Source organism: Haloplanus vescus, assembly GCF_900107665.1.
GTDB classification, from domain to species: domain Archaea; phylum Halobacteriota; class Halobacteria; order Halobacteriales; family Haloferacaceae; genus Haloplanus; species Haloplanus vescus.
This window is the reverse complement of record NZ_FNQT01000003.1, coordinates 223,235-237,307: the sequence shown is the minus strand read 5'-3', so window position 1 is coordinate 237,307 and position 14,073 is coordinate 223,235. Positions and strand designations below refer to the sequence as shown.

Below are 14,073 nucleotides of genomic sequence, written 5' to 3'. Positions count from 1 at the left end.
CGTGCATTCAGACGGGGAGGTCGTAGTCGGTGGTGACCTGCGCGGCGTAGTCGCCGACGACCGATGCCTCGGTGTCGAGATAGTCGTTCGTCCAGACGTCGGCAACCGGAATCCCGGTGTCGACGACGCCGCTATCGGCGAGGTTCGAGACGACGCGCTCCCACGCGTCGGCGCGCTGGTGACCCCAGCCGTGTTCGCGGACCGTGTCGGACAACACGAGGTTCTTCGCCGTGTATTTCAGCTTGAGAACGCCCATCTCGCGGGACTGTGAGAGGCTGGAGCGGGCGTCGACCATCCGGTCCATCGCCCCCTCGGGGTTGTTGGACGCCCACGCCCACCCGCGCGCCGTCGCCCGGAGGAACCCGCGGATGGCGTCGCCGTTCTCGTCGGCGTAGCCGGGGCGAGTGAAGACGGTCCGCCCGATGGCCGGCGTGTAGTCGGCCAGCCAAAGCATCGAGGCGTTGTACCCCTGTCGAGCGAGGCCGACGGAGTCGGAGAAGATGCCGACCGCAGCGTCGACGTTGCCCGAGAGGAGGTTCGAGGTCTGCTGTTCGACGCCGACATTGACGAGTTCGACCTCATCGCGAATCCCCTCCTGTTCGAGGAGCATCTCGAGGTAGGTCATCGTCTTCGCCGACTCGGCGACGGCGGCGACGCGCTTACCGGCGAGCTGTTGGGGGTCGGTGAGCTCGCCACCGAACTGCTCCTCAACGGTGTAGATGGCGGCGTTCGAGGCCTGCGCGTTCGCGTACGACCGAACGTCGAGGTCCTTGTCCCGCGCCTGCAACAGGGCGACACCGGTCCCGAGGCCGAGGTCCTGATTCCCGAGGCCGACCTGTTTGGCCGCGAACCCACCACCTTGGCCCGAGACGAGTGTCACGTCGAGGCCCTCCTCCTCGTAGAAGCCGTTCTGGTCGGCGACGAAGTAACCCGCCTGCGTGGCGTTCGGTTTCCAGTTCAGAATGACTGAGAGGGAGGTCGGGTCCTCCGACTCGGCGCTGGCGCTCCCGCCCGACCCACCGACACACCCCGCGAGTCCGGCGCCCGCCATCACACCGACCGCCCGAAGTGCGTCTCGCCGTGTGCTGCGTTCCCAAGACATGCTCGTGCATGGCGGTAGGATTTGTTTCACTTAAACATTTCACAGGAATTCTTATTAATTGGGAACAGACTGCGCGAGGCGTCGCCTCTCGAACGTTGAAGACAGAGAAGCGCCGTCGCCAGGGCTCGAACCTGGGACCACCTCGTTAACAGCGAGGTGCTCTACCATCTGAGCTACGACGGCTCAGTTTCTGGTAGTTGCAGTCGACCCAAAGGGCTTTCGTTTTCACCCGCGCCCCGTCGGCCGGTCACACGATGTCGTGCCACACCGACACGCTTTCCGCGCGGGCGCGCCGACACGACGCCATGAGCGACTTCGAGGCCGTCGTCACGCGCGTCGCCGACCGCGTGACCCCGGACGCCGAGGAGCGAGAGCGTCTGGCGGAAGCGGTCGACGCCCTGACCGACCGAATCCACGACGCCCTCGCTGACGTGCCCGCCGACGCGGACGTGGTCCAAGTCGGGTCAACCGCTCGCGGGACGTGGCTCGCCGACGACCGCGACATCGACCTGTTCGTCCGCTTCCCGCCCGACCTCAACCGCGCCGAACTGGAGCGCTACGGCCTCGACGTCGGCCGGAGTGCCCTCCCCGACGGCCGTGAGGAGTACGCGGAACACCCCTACGTCACCGGCGAATTCCACGGCTTCGACGTCGACCTCGTCCCCTGCTACGACGTGGCCGACGCGACGGAGATTCAGTCGGCGGTCGACCGCACGCCCTTCCACGACGCCTACCTCCAGGAGCGTCTGGACGCCGACCTCGCGCACGACGTGCGCCTGTTCAAGGCCTTCCTCACCGGCATCGGCGCCTACGGCAGCGACCTCCGCACCCGCGGGTTCTCCGGCTACCTCTCCGAACTCCTCGTCCTCGAACACGGCGGCTTCGAGGCCCTCCTCCGCGCGGCCGCCGACTGGCATCCCCCGGTTCGGCTCGACCCCGAGGACCACGGGACGGCGACCTTCGACGACCCCCTCGTGGTCATCGACCCGACCGACCCCGAGCGAAACGTCGCGGCCGTCTGCGCCGCCGAGAACGTCGCCCGCCTCCAGCATTACGCTCGCGACCTCCTCGCGGACCCGCGGGACTCCCTGTTCGTCCCGAGCGACCCCGACCCACTCGACGCCGACGCCGTCCGCGACCACCTCGACCGGCGCGGGACGACGCCCGTCGCCCTCGTCTTCGAGGCACCCGACCTCGTGGACGACCAACTCTACCCCCAGCTGCGCAAGTCGCTGAACGGCATCGCGGGCGAACTCGACCGGCGCGGGTTCGCCCCGCTCCGAACGGCGACCTTCGCCGACGAGCGCGCCGTCCTGCTGGTCGAACTCGCCGTCGAAGAACTCGCCGCGGTGACGCGGCACGACGGCCCGCCCGTCGACGTTCGCGAACACGCGTCTGGCTTCTACGACGCCTACGCCGACGACGACGTGTACGGCCCCTTCATCGACGGTGACCGCTACGTCGTCGAACGCGAACGCGAGTTCACGACGCCGGCGGCGTATCTGACGAGCGACGCGCTCTTCGACGTTGGACTCGGCGCCCAAATCGAGACAGCGTTGGAAGAAGGGTACGAGTGCTACGTCGGCGACGAGGTGGCGACGCTCGCTCCGGAATTCGGCGTCGAACTCGCGCGCTACTTCGAGCCGACGCCCTAAGCGAGGCCGTGGCGCGCCCGCACCGTGGCGAGGAGGTCGGTCGTGTCTTCTGACGCGTCGCCGTCGTCTTCGAGCGGGTCGCGGCCGTCGAACGTCTCGTGGATGGTGGCGACGCTCTCCGAGAGCGTGTCGAGTCCGTAGCCACCTTCGAGGACGAACCCGAGGCCAGCGCCCACGTCGTCGGCGAGCGTCCGAATCCGGTCGGTGAGGCGGGCGTACCCCTCGGTGGAGACGCGCATCCGCGAAATCGGGTCGTGGCGGTGGGCGTCGAAGCCCGCACTCACGAGGACGAGGTCCGGGTCGAAGCGTGCGAACGCGGGGCGAATCGCCTGCTCGAAGGCGAGGAGGTAGTCGGCGTCGCCCGCGCCGGACGCGAGGGGGACGTTGAGCGTCGCGCCCTCTCCTTGGCCCTCTCCCGTCTCCTCGAGTGCGCCGGTACCCGGATACAGTCCCTCCTCGTGAATCGAGGCGTAGAACACGTCGTCGCGGTCGTAGAAGATGTCCTGCGTGCCGTTGCCGTGGTGGACGTCCCAGTCGAAGACGGCGACGCGCGTCGCCGACCCGTCGTCGAGGACGGACTGGGCGGCGACGGCGACGTTGTTGACAAAGCAAAAGCCCATCGCGTCGTCGATGGTCGCGTGGTGGCCGGGCGGGCGCCCGATGGAGAAGGGTGTATCGCGGCCGTCGTCGCCGGCGAGGGCGCGTTCGGCGGCCCACTGGGCGAGGCCGGCGCTCTTGAGTGCGGCGTCCCACGTACCCTCGGAGGCGACGGTGTCGGTGTCCCAGTCGCCGCCGCCGTCCGCGGAGAATTCGCGGACCTCCTCGACGTACGCGGCGTCGTGAACAGCGGTGACCGCCTCGACCGACGCGGGGTCGGCGTCGACGTAGGTGACGCCGTGGCGCCGAGAGAGCTGCCGGCGGATGGCGCGCAACCGGTCGGCAGTCTCCGGGTGGCGTTCGCCCGTATCGTGGTCGAGACAGGTGTCGCTGTAGCCGAACTGCATCTATTCGAAGAGCGCGAAATACGTCTCGATGTCTTCGGCCTGGATGGTCCGCCGGTCGGCGTGGTTGGCAAGCGTCGCCGCCGCCGCGGCGACGTTGTCCGCGTAGTCCTCCAAGATGTCGGCGAGTGCGATGCGGGCATCCATCGAGACGCGATAGCTGTCACCGATGTCGAGGCGGGCGATGCGGTCGACCGGTGCGACGGGGAGCTCGAGGGAGTCACGGTCGACCACCTGCTCGACGCCGAAGTCGGCAGCCATCAGCGTCTTCCGGCCGTCCCCCGTCGCCGCCTCCGCCGCGTCGACGGCGAGTTCCGCCCCGTGGCGCTGGATGCGCCGGGCGAGTTCCTCCGCCGCGTCCGCGCTCACCCGCAGGTCACCCGCGTTCCGACGAATGATCGTGTCTACCGGGGCGAACGGTAACTCGACGCTCATACCCCGATAGGGGTACGTGGCGCGTATAATCCTTTCCGTCGGCCGAGTGGCCGTCTCGCCGCGAATATTACCGCACTTCGTCGGCGTCGATGCGGCCGTCGTGAATCTGGCCGCGAACCGTGACCTCCTCGCCCAGTCGGAGGTCGGCCTCCGTCTCGACGCTCCGCGTCTCGGTGCCGTCGTCGAGGACGACCGGATTCCCGGCCTGGACGACCGTCCCCGTGAACTGGACCGTCTCGCCGTCGTCCGGGTCGGCCGTCTCTGCCGCGACGGTCGCTGCCTCGCCGCCGGCCGCTCCACTGCCGCCGTCGTCGCCGAAGGCACCGAGGCCCGCGTTGCCGTCCTGGCCGCCAGCGTCGGCGCCGCCCGCGTCGTCCGTCCCCGGCGCGTCGCTCGGCGGGTCGGTGACGGTCACCGTCGCGCGCCACCCAGCCGAGGCTTCCAGGTCGTCTTGCCACCCCTCCTGAATCTCGGCGTCGGTGACGACGAGGTAGTCCGCGAGGTCAACGTCAAAGTCGGCCTTTTCGCCCCAGAGCGCGACGCGAATGTCGCCCGTCTCGTCTTTGATGCGGACGTTCCGAACCTGCCCCTCCGAGCCGTCGTCGCGGTCGAACGTCCGCTTCTGGTCCGTCTCGATGACGCCGCCCGCGATGTCGGCCGTCTGTTCGAGTTCGAGGTCCGCGATGTCGGTCGTCTCGGGGTCGTAGTGGACCGCGTCCTCGATTTCCTCGACAGCGCCCCGAGAGCCGACGTGGAGTTCGAGGTCGCCGTCGCGTTCGCGGACGTAGCCGTCGACCACCTCGACGGAGGTGCCGGTGTCGAGCTCCGTGGCCCGGTCCGCTCGCTCGTCCCACAGCGTCACCCGGACGCGACCGGTCTCGTCGCCGATGGTCAGGTTGGCGACGCGACCCTCGGAGCCGTCGTCGCGGTCGAAGGTCCGCACCGAGTCCGTCGCGAGCACGCGCCCACGAAGGTTCACGTCCGAGAGGCCGAGCGAGAGGTCGTCGATCTGGTAGGTGTCCTGAATCTGGATGTCGATTTCCGCCTCCTCGTCGACCTCGGCTTGGTCGGCGCTGACCTCGATGCCGCTGTACCCCTCCTGCGGACGGCCCTTGATGCGAAGCACGTCGCCGACAGCGACTTCGCCGTCGTCGACCGACTGGGCCATCCGGTCCCAGAAGGAGACGCGGACCTGCCCGGTCTCGTCGGCCACGTCGACGTTGATGACGCGGCCCTCCTCGGCGTCCTCGTCCTCCGCGTCGTCGCGTTCGAACGTCCGCAAGTCGCCGACGCCGATCACCTTCGCGAGGAACTTCACCTCGTTCATCTCGGGGTCGATGTCGGCGACACCGCTCACCTCCTCGTCTTCGAGTTCGTGAGCGATGAGCATCGCTGCCGTCTCCTCGTCGGCCAGCCCCCCCATCTGCTCGACCTTGTCGTGTACGGCGGCCTCGAACTCCTCGAAATCAACGTCGGTGTCGAGGTCCTCGTACACGTCCTCGATTACGCCCATCGTATCCAGCAACAGGCGAACCCGTCGGTTAAGCGTTGTCCTTGCCCGAACGCCCCGTTTCCGTCTGCTGATTTCGGGCCCGAATCTATCGCCGGCATGTGACGAGGTGCGTCGCCATCCGGGATGAACCTACGTGTCCAGTCGGTGGGACTCCTCCTCGCTCTCGTGGCCGTCCGACGCGGTGTCGGCGACCGTCTCCCGACCGCCCGGCGTGTCGTGGACTACGCGGACCGAGCCGACGCGGTGGTCGAGCGTGATGGTCGCCGCGTAGGAGCGATAGACCAGCGCCTCGGTACAGGACGTATCCGGCGGCGCGTCCCGTTCCGTCGTGACGACGACGATGAGTTCGTCGCCCTCGACAGTCGCCGAGTCGAGCGCCGCGACCGCACACCCATTTGGCCCGGTGATGCACCCGCCGATTCGGACGGCCGTCGACGACGCGTCGACCGTCGCCGTCTCGGCGTCGGCGTCGCCGTGGGTACACTCACCCGTGTCCGTGAAAGAGCGGTCGGTCACGCGGGGAGTGTCGCCCCCGCCGCGACCAGTACAGCCAGCCAGCGCCAGCAACGGCGCCGCCCGCAGTAGCGTTCTCCGATGCATACCCGACCGGAGACGGGGCGGGGACATACTCTTTCGGGAGACACAAGAGACCGTTTGACGTTCCCGGCGGCGTATCGTAACCGTCTTAAGCGACTCGCCGGTATGGATGAATGAGTCCTGATAGGGTAGTGGACTATCCTCTTGGCTTGCGGAGCCAGGGACCGGAGTTCAAATCTCCGTCAGGACGTTCATTTCATTCGTGACCTGACTTCGTCAGGTCACTCCTTTCGTCGCCGGCTGACCGATGTCAGCCGGCTGCACGCGAGACCACCGGTCTCGCGCTGTTCACGTCCTGACTTGCCCCACGCTCGCTGACGCTCGCGTGGGACTCCGTCAGGACGCAGCCGACACCACAACGACGAGGCGAGTCGTCTACGTCGGCAGATACGCTCCGACGACGCCGCTTTTCAGCCTCGACCCGCAACACCGTGTATGGACGAGTCGCTCCGCGCGGGGATTGCCCTCTACAACGCCGGCGAGTATCACGCCGCGCACGACGCGTGGGAGGGACCGTGGCTCGACCTCGAATCCGGGACCGACGACGAGCGATTCCTCCACGGCCTCATCCAGTTCACGGCGGCGCTCCACCACGCCCGCACCGGCAACTGGAGCGGGGCAACGGGACTCGCCGAGAGCGCGACGGCGTATCTCGACGGTCTCCCGTCGCCGTATCGCGGCGTCGGCCTCGCCCCCGTTCGCGCGGCGCTCGCACGTCTGGACGCCGACCCGGTGTGGGTGGAGCGACGCGCCCCGCCGTCGCTCCGGTACGACGGCGAGGTGCTGACGCCGGACGACCTGCGATTCGAGGCGGCGGCGACGGCGGCGCGGGTGCTGGCCACCGAGTACGACTACGACTCAGACCCAATCGAGCGAGCGATCACGTTCGCGCGCGAGGAAATCGAGGGCGGCGAGCGGACGCTCTTTACGACCACGCTACTGGAGTTCGTGGCCGCCCAGTCGGCGCGGTCGCTGGTCTATCGGCGACTCGCCGAACACGTCGAGCGTCGTGACCGGGAGTATGCGGACGTTGCAGGGCTGTTCGACGCCTGATACGGATTCTTGTAACTGTGTTCCGGTAGGTCGCCGAGAGGGGTCGGCGACCCGCCGGTACTGACTTACAATAACCCGTATGAATCACGACGTTCGGGGGTCGTCCCGAGGCGCGTCGTGGCAGTCTTCGAGGTGGTCGGGGAGTACGTCGACGCGGTCGCCACAGAACGGACACGTTGCTCGCATACACACGGGGTCGTGCACGGGAATTGGCTTAATTGCTCCCCCGCTCAGAACATCGACACCGTGTACGCGAGCGACGAGAACAGCATGAGGAAGACGAACACGAGGGCGATGGCCTGTTGCCGGTCCATACTCCCGTATCGAGCCTCAGGTGCGAATAGGTTTCGCCTGCGCGGCGCTATTCGTCGTCGATGGGGTCGCCCGCCAGCGTGTACTCTGCGGAGTCGTCCTGCGGGTCGTAGCCCAAGACCTCTCGCGCGCGGTCGATGGAGTAGTACTTGCGCTCGTTGTCGGAGATGCCGTAGACGATTTCGTACTCGTAGTCGGCGCGGATACAGCGGTCGAAGAGGTGTGCACAGTCGCGATGCGAGAGCCACATCGCCTGTCCGCGTTCGTAGTTGCGTGGCGGATGCCCCTCGGTGAGGTTGCCGATGCGGACACAGACCACGGAGAGGTCCTCGGTGTCGTGGTAGTAGCGGCCGAGCGTCTCGCCCGCGGCCTTGCTGACGCCGTAGAGGTTGCCGGGACGGGGGAGTTCGGTCCCGTCAAGGCGGTAGTCGTCGTCGGGCCGATACATCTCGGGGGTGCGCGTGTCGGTTTCGTACGCCGAGACGGCGTGATTCGAGGAGGCGAAGGCGACATTCTCGACGCCCGCATCGACGGCCGCTTGGTAGACCGTCTGCGTCCCGTCGATGTTGTTCTCAAGCACCGAGTTCCACGGCGCCTCGGGACGAGGGTCGCCCGCGAGGTGAATCACGGCGCCGACGCCGTCCATCGCGTCGGCAATCGCGTCCTCGTCGGTCACGTCCGCGACGACGACGTCGTCCTCGCCGACGCCCGTCGGGAGGTGGTCGCTCGACAGCGGTTCCCGGTCGAGCAGTCGCCAGTCGTGGGCGTCACCAATCCCGCGGAGGATGGCCTGCCCGACGCGCCCACCCGCGCCAGTCAGTAATACCGGGTCGTCCATTCGAGCGTCAATGGGGCCACCGAACCCAAGTAACAACCGATTCGATGGTGGCGTGGACTGCTATGCCGCCCGACGACAGACCTTACCCCCACGGGGCCGACGACCCGGCATGGTCACCGACCCACAGCAGGCCTGCTTCGAGGCCGGCATCAAGTTCGGCTCGCTCTATCACCAGTTCGCGGGGACGCCCCTCTCGCCCGAGAGCGCGCCGAGTCTCGAACGCGCGATGGCCGAGGCCATCGAGAATCAGCCGTTCTGCGAGGCTGTTGACGTCGATATCGACGAGGAAGCCCTCGCCGAGGCGGCCGACGACCACGGCTATGTCGAGCTCACGGGGCGGTTCATGGAGGTGCAGATGCGCATCGTATACGAGGGCGTGACTGTCCGGACGGAGATGGTGATGGAGGACGGCTACCCGCTGATGCAGGTGGTGGCCGTCGAATAGCGGTCGCTCGCGCCTCGAATCCCGACGTTTCACTTTCACTTTCGGGCGTGCGTTTAACTCACACGGCGGTGAACTGGCGTCCATGAGCCAGACGACTCTCGGTGACGACGAACTCTTCGGCGAAGCGGCGGCGGAGGTCCGCGCAGACGTGGAGAATCACCTGTCGAAGGCACGCGAGGAACTCCCGGCGGCCGCCGACGTGTGGGAGACGGAGGCCGACAACGTCCTCGGCGTGCTGAACGGCCTTCGCTCCGCGCTCGACGTCGGCGACGCGGAAGAGCACCTCCGGCAGGCGAAGAAGTGGTACACGATGGGCGAACGCGCCGACGCCTTCGAGGACGCCGACGACCTCGCCGCTGCCATCGAGGACCTCGAAGCCCTCATCGACGACATCGAGGACGCACACGACGACGTGAGCGACCTCACGAACGCGGTGCCGGAGCTTCGGGGCGCGCTCCAAGAGTTCGAAGCCGACGACGAGGAGTGAGGAAGCGTTCGCGGCGAGTCAGCGGTTCGGCGGCCGCGACACGTCGCGGTCGGCCACCGCTTGCAGGAGGTGGTCCAGCGACGCCGCCGCCGACTCCAGCAGTTCGTCACCCAACTCCGCGTCGCCCGCGTCCGGGTCGCCGACGACACCGTTCTCGGTGAACTCCGCGGTGTCGTGGGCGAGGTTCGTCCGCGACACCCAATCCCCCCAGCCGTCGCTCGCACCCGCCTGTGCCTCCTCCATGCGGTCCTCGCGAACGAGTTCGGGGTGGGTCGCACGCAACAGCGCCGTCTCCAGTGGCCCCCCATGACCCATGTCCGAGGAGTGTTCCCCCACCGCTTCGAACCACGTGAACGGGACGGCGTAGGCGTCGTCGTGACGGGTGATGGTCGCAGTCACTTCGCCGAGGGCGGGGACGTTCCCCCCGTGGCCGTTGACGACGACGACGCGGTTGAAGCCGTGGTGGGCGAGGCTCCGGACCACGTCGCGGACGTACTGACGGAAGGTGTCTGGCGACACCCAGAGCGAACCCGCGAACTGACGGTGTTCTTCGGAGACGCCGACGGAGACGGGCGGCGCCACCACGACGGACCCGTCGTAGCGGTCGGCGCCCGCCTCGGCGACCGTCTCGGCGTGCATCGCGTCGGTGCCGAGGGGGGCGTGCGGGCCGTGTTGTTCCGTGCTTCCGACGGGGAGGAGCGCGAGGTCGGTGTCGGCGTCGCGAACGTCGGTCCACGTCGCGTCACTGAGGTGCATATCCGCATCTCGGCGTCGGGGGCCTTCAACGTCCGGCCAGATACCGACGGGGCGGCCCGTTACCATTAGGTCGGTCTGGGGCATTGGTCCACGTAGACAATTACCATGGATGGAGTGGGCGATCCGGAGCCGGGGGGGCCGATACGGGTCCTACACGTCGACGACGACACGGAGTTCGCGGACTTGACGGCCTCGTTTCTCGAACGGGCGAACGAGCGCATCGTCGTCGAGACGGCCACGAGCGCACGCGAGGGCCTGGCTCGACTGGAAGACGGGGCCGTCGACTGCGTCGTCGCCGACTACGAGATGCCGGAGACGAACGGCATCGAGTTCCTCGAACGGGTCCGCGAGCGCTGGCCGGACAAACCGTTCGTCCTCTTCACCGGGCGGGGGTCGGAAGACGTTGCCAGCGACGCCATCTCCGCGGGCGTGACGGATTACCTCCAGAAGGGAGCCAGCACCGAACGATACGAACTGCTCGCGAACCGCGTCGAGAACGTCGTCGACGGCCATCGCTCCCGGCAGCTGTTGGCGGAGCGAACGCGACGACTGGAGACGCTCATCAGCAACCTCCCGGGCATCGTCTACCGCTGTCGGAACGAACCGGGGTGGCCGATGACGACGGTCGAAGGCGAGGTGACTCGTCTCACGGGGTATACCAGCGAGCAACTGGAGGACGGTGACGTGGCGTGGGGCGAGGACGTCCTCCACGAGGCCGACCGCGACCGCATCTGGGAGCACGTCCAAGACAGCCTCGCGACCAACGAGTCGTTCGAAGTGACCTACCGCATCGTCACCGCCGACGGCGACACGCGGTGGATGTGGGAGCGAGGGCAGCTCGTCGATGCACCCGACGGCGAGCAACGGGTGCTGGAGGGGTTCATCACCGACATCACCGACCGCAAGGAGCGAGAGCGCGAACTCGAAGAGCAGGCCGAGGCACTCGAGGCACAGTATCGCTATCTCTTCGAGGAAGCACCGGTGATGGCGGTGGTCACGCGAGAGGAGGACGGCAAGCCGGTCATCGACGACTGTAACCAGCGGTTCGCGGAGACGGTCGGCGAGTCGCACGAGGATATCGTGGGGACGCCGCTGGCGACGTACTACACGGCTGATTCAGCGCGGAAACTACTCGACGGTGGCGGCTACGACCGGGCGCTCGCGGGCGAGTTCGTCCGCGAGGACCGCGAGTTACTGACCGCGGACGGCGACGTGGTGGAGACGCTGTTGCGCGCGGTGCCGCGGTACGACGCATGCGACGAGGTGGTCGGGACGCTCGCACTCTACATCGACATCAGCGAGCGAAAGGAACTGGAACGGGAGAAAGAGCGCCTCGAAGAGTTCACCAGCATCGTCTCTCACGACCTCCGGAATCCGCTGAACGTCGCGAAGAGTCGGACGAAACTGGCGCGCGACGAGGGCGACATCTCGCATCTCGACGCCGCAATCCGCGCCCACGACCGGATGGAGGCGCTCATCGACGACCTCCTCACCCTCGCCCGGACGGGCGAGGAGATAACCGACTGGGCGGTCGTCGACCTGTCGGCGCTCGCCGGGCGCTGCTGGGAGACGCTCCCCGCGGACGCGGCGACGCTCGACGTCCGAGTCGACTGCGAGATTCTAGCCGACCGGGGACGCCTCCAGCAACTCGTCGAGAACCTCCTCACGAACGCCGTCGACCACGGTGGCGAGGACGTGACCATCACCGTCGGCGAACTCGAGGACGGCTTCTACGTCGCCGACGACGGCCCGGGAATCCCCCCGGACGAACGCGACGAGGTGTTCGACGCCGGCTACTCGACGGTGCAGGACGGCACGGGGTTCGGCCTCCGCATCGTCCAGCAGGTGGCCGCGGCACACGGCTGGCACGTCGACGTGACCGAGAGCGAGGCCGGCGGCGCGCGCTTCGAAATCCGCGGCGTCGAGTTCGGCTGATTACTGGTCGGTCGTCGCCCCGTCCGTCTCGGCCCGTGCGCCCCGGTCGGTGGCGCGCTCGACGAACTCCGCGGGCAGGTCGTCGATTTCGCCCGCCTGCACGCTCCACAGGCTGGCGTAGAGGCCATCGGTCGCCAGCAGATCCTCGTGTGAGCCTCGCTCGACCACCTCGCCGTCGTCGAGGACGACGATTTGGTCGGCGTCTTTCACCGTCGAGAGTCGGTGGGCGATGACGAACGTGGTCCGGTCGGCGGTCAAGCGGTCGAGCGACCGCTGAATCAGCATCTCCGTCTCGGTGTCGACGTCGCTCGTCGCCTCGTCGAGGATGAGGATGTCGGGGTCTCTGAGCATCGCGCGGGCGATGGCGAGACGCTGACGCTGGCCGCCAGAGAGCTTCACGCCGCGCTCCCCGACCATCGTGTCGTAGCCGTCGGGCAGGTTCGTGACGAACTCGTGGGCCTCGGCGGCTTTCGCGGCGGCGACGACGTCCTCGTCGCTCGCCTCGAACGCGCCGTAGGTGATGTTCTCGCGCACCGTCCCGTAGAAGAGGAACGTCTCCTGACTGACGTAGCCGATGGTGTCCCGGAGGCTGGCGAGGGTCACGTCGCGAACGTCCTGTCCGTCGACGCGAATCGCGCCGTCGTCCACGTCGTACATCCGGAGGAGGAGCTTGAGCGCCGTCGACTTCCCGGCGCCAGTGGGCCCGACGAGCGCCACCGTGTCGCCGCCCTCGGCGGTGAAGGAGACGCCGTCGAGAATCGTCTCGTCGCCGTAGCCGAAGGTCACGTCGTCGTAGTCGACGCGCCCGTCGTCGACGACCAGTTCCGCGGCGTCGGGACGCTCCTCGATACCCGCGTCTTCGTCCATCAGTCCGAAGACTCGGGCGGCGGAGGCGTACGCCCGCTGGTACATGTTGATTATCTGCCCGAACTGGGCCATCGGCCAGATGAACCGCTGGCTGTAGAGGATGAAGGTGACGAACTCGCCGGGGCGGAGCGTCCCGGTGAAGAGCCACGGCCCCTCGCCGCGGAACACCCACAGGCCGCCGATGGTGAAGGTGAGCGCGAAGCCGAGGCCCGCGAGCACCCGGAGGCCGGGGAAGAACTTGATGCGCGTCTCGATGGCGCCCCAGTTGGCGTCGAAGTAGTCGCCGGAGACTTCCTCGACCCGGTCGGCCTCGTAGGATTCGGTGTTGCTCGTCTTGATGACCTGGATGCCGCCGAGGTTGTTCTCCAGACGGGAGTTGACCTGCCCCACGGTGGAGCGAACGTCGGCGTATTTGGGCTGGATGGTCTTGACGAACTGGTAGGTGAAGAGGGCGATGAGCGGGACGGGGAGGAGGGCGACGATGGCCAACTGCCAGTTCATCCAGAAGAGGAGGGCGGCGATGCCGACGACCATCACGCCGAGGCGGAACGCGGAGTTCAGGCCGTCGTTGAGGAAGCGCTCCAGCCGGTTCACGTCGTTCGAGAGCACCGACATCATCTCGCCGGTCTGCTTGTCGGCGAAGAAGGTCATGTTCAACCGCTGCATCGCGTCGTAGGTGTCGGTGCGGATGGCGTGTTGGACGTACTGGGCGAAGCGGTTCCAGCCCCAGTTGCGGAACCAGTGGAGGACGGCGCCGCCGAGAAAGGAGAAGAGGACGATGCCGACGACCAGCCAGAACTGCGTTTCGGGGTCGGTCGGCAGCCACCGGTCCGGGACGAGCGGGAGGGAGAACTCGCTCTCGTTCAGGAAGATGGCGTCGACGGCGATGCCGAGCATCAGGGGCGGCAGGAGGTCGAGGACGCGAGCGAAGACGCTGGCCGCGACGCCGACGGCGAAGGTGCCGGACCGCTCGCGGCCGTACTCGTCGAACAGCCGCCGCATCGGGTTGCTCGCTCGTTCACGCTGGGCTTCGAAGGGGTCGTCGTCCGCGGGGACGTCCATCGACGGCATTCGGGG

Annotated in this window: 13 protein-coding genes and 2 tRNA genes; 6 read left to right on the top strand and 9 right to left on the bottom strand. The window is 67.6% G+C overall.

The window, feature by feature from the left end; translation table 11 throughout:
* Positions 1-7: 7 nt before the first annotated feature.
* Together BLU18_RS11165 and BLU18_RS11160 are read right to left on the bottom strand one after the other, a co-directional pair.
* Complete coding sequence (locus BLU18_RS11165; protein WP_092635055.1) at positions 8-1,102, bottom strand: ABC transporter substrate-binding protein; 1,095 nt, start codon at positions 1,100-1,102, stop codon at positions 8-10.
* A gap of 110 nt (positions 1,103-1,212) precedes the next feature.
* Positions 1,213-1,285 (bottom strand) — tRNA-Asn (locus tag BLU18_RS11160).
* Positions 1,286-1,407: 122 nt separating this feature from the next.
* Here BLU18_RS11160 and cca point away from each other — a divergent pair.
* Positions 1,408-2,757 (top strand): CCA tRNA nucleotidyltransferase, encoded by a 1,350-nt coding sequence (gene cca / locus BLU18_RS11155; protein WP_092635333.1) that lies wholly within the window; start codon positions 1,408-1,410, stop codon positions 2,755-2,757.
* Here cca and BLU18_RS11150 read toward each other — a convergent pair.
* The 4 genes from BLU18_RS11150 to BLU18_RS11135 form a co-directional block, all read right to left on the bottom strand.
* Positions 2,754-3,761, bottom strand: coding sequence for a histone deacetylase family protein (locus BLU18_RS11150; RefSeq protein WP_092635053.1), 1,008 nt, complete (start codon positions 3,759-3,761; stop codon positions 2,754-2,756). The genes cca and BLU18_RS11150 overlap by 4 nt on opposite strands.
* Positions 3,762-4,193, bottom strand: coding sequence for a histone family protein (locus tag BLU18_RS11145; RefSeq protein ID WP_092635051.1), 432 nt, complete (start codon positions 4,191-4,193; stop codon positions 3,762-3,764).
* Positions 4,194-4,260: 67 nt separating this feature from the next.
* Positions 4,261-5,706 carry a single-stranded DNA binding protein gene (locus BLU18_RS11140; protein WP_092635049.1) on the bottom strand — a complete coding sequence of 482 codons (1,446 nt, stop codon included), beginning with the start codon at positions 5,704-5,706 and terminating at the stop codon, positions 4,261-4,263.
* Between the two features lie 129 nt (positions 5,707-5,835).
* Positions 5,836-6,306 (bottom strand): hypothetical protein, encoded by a 471-nt coding sequence (locus tag BLU18_RS11135; RefSeq protein ID WP_143025261.1) that lies wholly within the window; start codon positions 6,304-6,306, stop codon positions 5,836-5,838.
* A gap of 114 nt (positions 6,307-6,420) precedes the next feature.
* On the opposite strand from BLU18_RS11135, the gene BLU18_RS11130 reads away from it, so the two are divergent.
* Positions 6,421-6,493 (top strand) — tRNA-Arg (locus BLU18_RS11130).
* 245 nt (positions 6,494-6,738) lie between these two features.
* Positions 6,739-7,356 carry a DUF309 domain-containing protein gene (locus tag BLU18_RS11125; RefSeq protein ID WP_092635045.1) on the top strand — a complete coding sequence of 206 codons (618 nt, stop codon included), beginning with the start codon at positions 6,739-6,741 and terminating at the stop codon, positions 7,354-7,356.
* A 361-nt stretch (positions 7,357-7,717) separates the two neighbouring features.
* Here BLU18_RS11125 and azf read toward each other — a convergent pair whose 3' ends face one another.
* Positions 7,718-8,506: an NAD-dependent glucose-6-phosphate dehydrogenase Azf gene (gene azf / locus BLU18_RS11120; RefSeq protein WP_092635043.1), complete on the bottom strand. Its 789-nt coding sequence runs from the start codon at positions 8,504-8,506 to the stop codon at positions 7,718-7,720.
* A gap of 109 nt (positions 8,507-8,615) precedes the next feature.
* On the opposite strand from azf, the gene BLU18_RS11115 reads away from it, so the two are divergent.
* Together BLU18_RS11115 and BLU18_RS11110 are read left to right on the top strand one after the other, a co-directional pair.
* A complete protein-coding gene (locus BLU18_RS11115; protein WP_092635041.1) occupies positions 8,616-8,951 on the top strand; it encodes a dihydroneopterin aldolase family protein in 336 nt (111 codons plus the stop codon).
* Positions 8,952-9,033: 82 nt separating this feature from the next.
* A complete protein-coding gene (locus BLU18_RS11110; protein ID WP_092635039.1) occupies positions 9,034-9,438 on the top strand; it encodes a DUF5790 family protein in 405 nt (134 codons plus the stop codon).
* Between the two features lie 18 nt (positions 9,439-9,456).
* On the opposite strand, the gene BLU18_RS11105 is transcribed toward BLU18_RS11110, so the two are convergent.
* Positions 9,457-10,194 (bottom strand): creatininase family protein, encoded by a 738-nt coding sequence (locus BLU18_RS11105; protein WP_092635037.1) that lies wholly within the window; start codon positions 10,192-10,194, stop codon positions 9,457-9,459.
* 105 nt (positions 10,195-10,299) lie between these two features.
* Between BLU18_RS11105 and BLU18_RS11100 the strand changes: the two genes are divergently transcribed.
* Positions 10,300-12,129: a hybrid sensor histidine kinase/response regulator gene (locus BLU18_RS11100; RefSeq protein ID WP_092635035.1), complete on the top strand. Its 1,830-nt coding sequence runs from the start codon at positions 10,300-10,302 to the stop codon at positions 12,127-12,129.
* Here the strand turns inward: BLU18_RS11100 and BLU18_RS11095 are convergent, their stop codons facing one another.
* Positions 12,130-14,058: an ABC transporter ATP-binding protein gene (locus tag BLU18_RS11095; RefSeq protein ID WP_092635033.1), complete on the bottom strand. Its 1,929-nt coding sequence runs from the start codon at positions 14,056-14,058 to the stop codon at positions 12,130-12,132. It lies immediately after the preceding gene.
* Positions 14,059-14,073: the final 15 nt, after the last annotated feature.

Excerpts from the sequence above, each read along its gene's own strand:
- BLU18_RS11165 (WP_092635055.1), bottom strand. The coding sequence starts at position 1,102 with ATGTCTTGGGAACGCAGCACACGGCGAGACGCACTTCGGGCGGTCGGT.
- cca (WP_092635333.1), top strand. The coding sequence starts at position 1,408 with ATGAGCGACTTCGAGGCCGTCGTCACGCGCGTCGCCGACCGCGTGACC.
- BLU18_RS11150 (WP_092635053.1), bottom strand. The coding sequence starts at position 3,761 with ATGCAGTTCGGCTACAGCGACACCTGTCTCGACCACGATACGGGCGAA.
- BLU18_RS11145 (WP_092635051.1), bottom strand. The coding sequence starts at position 4,193 with ATGAGCGTCGAGTTACCGTTCGCCCCGGTAGACACGATCATTCGTCGG.
- BLU18_RS11140 (WP_092635049.1), bottom strand. The coding sequence starts at position 5,706 with ATGGGCGTAATCGAGGACGTGTACGAGGACCTCGACACCGACGTTGAT.
- BLU18_RS11135 (WP_143025261.1), bottom strand. The coding sequence starts at position 6,306 with ATGCATCGGAGAACGCTACTGCGGGCGGCGCCGTTGCTGGCGCTGGCT.
- BLU18_RS11125 (WP_092635045.1), top strand. The coding sequence starts at position 6,739 with ATGGACGAGTCGCTCCGCGCGGGGATTGCCCTCTACAACGCCGGCGAG.
- azf (WP_092635043.1), bottom strand. The coding sequence starts at position 8,506 with ATGGACGACCCGGTATTACTGACTGGCGCGGGTGGGCGCGTCGGGCAG.
- BLU18_RS11115 (WP_092635041.1), top strand. The coding sequence starts at position 8,616 with ATGGTCACCGACCCACAGCAGGCCTGCTTCGAGGCCGGCATCAAGTTC.
- BLU18_RS11110 (WP_092635039.1), top strand. The coding sequence starts at position 9,034 with ATGAGCCAGACGACTCTCGGTGACGACGAACTCTTCGGCGAAGCGGCG.
- BLU18_RS11105 (WP_092635037.1), bottom strand. The coding sequence starts at position 10,194 with ATGCACCTCAGTGACGCGACGTGGACCGACGTTCGCGACGCCGACACC.
- BLU18_RS11100 (WP_092635035.1), top strand. The coding sequence starts at position 10,300 with ATGGATGGAGTGGGCGATCCGGAGCCGGGGGGGCCGATACGGGTCCTA.
- BLU18_RS11095 (WP_092635033.1), bottom strand. The coding sequence starts at position 14,058 with ATGGACGTCCCCGCGGACGACGACCCCTTCGAAGCCCAGCGTGAACGA.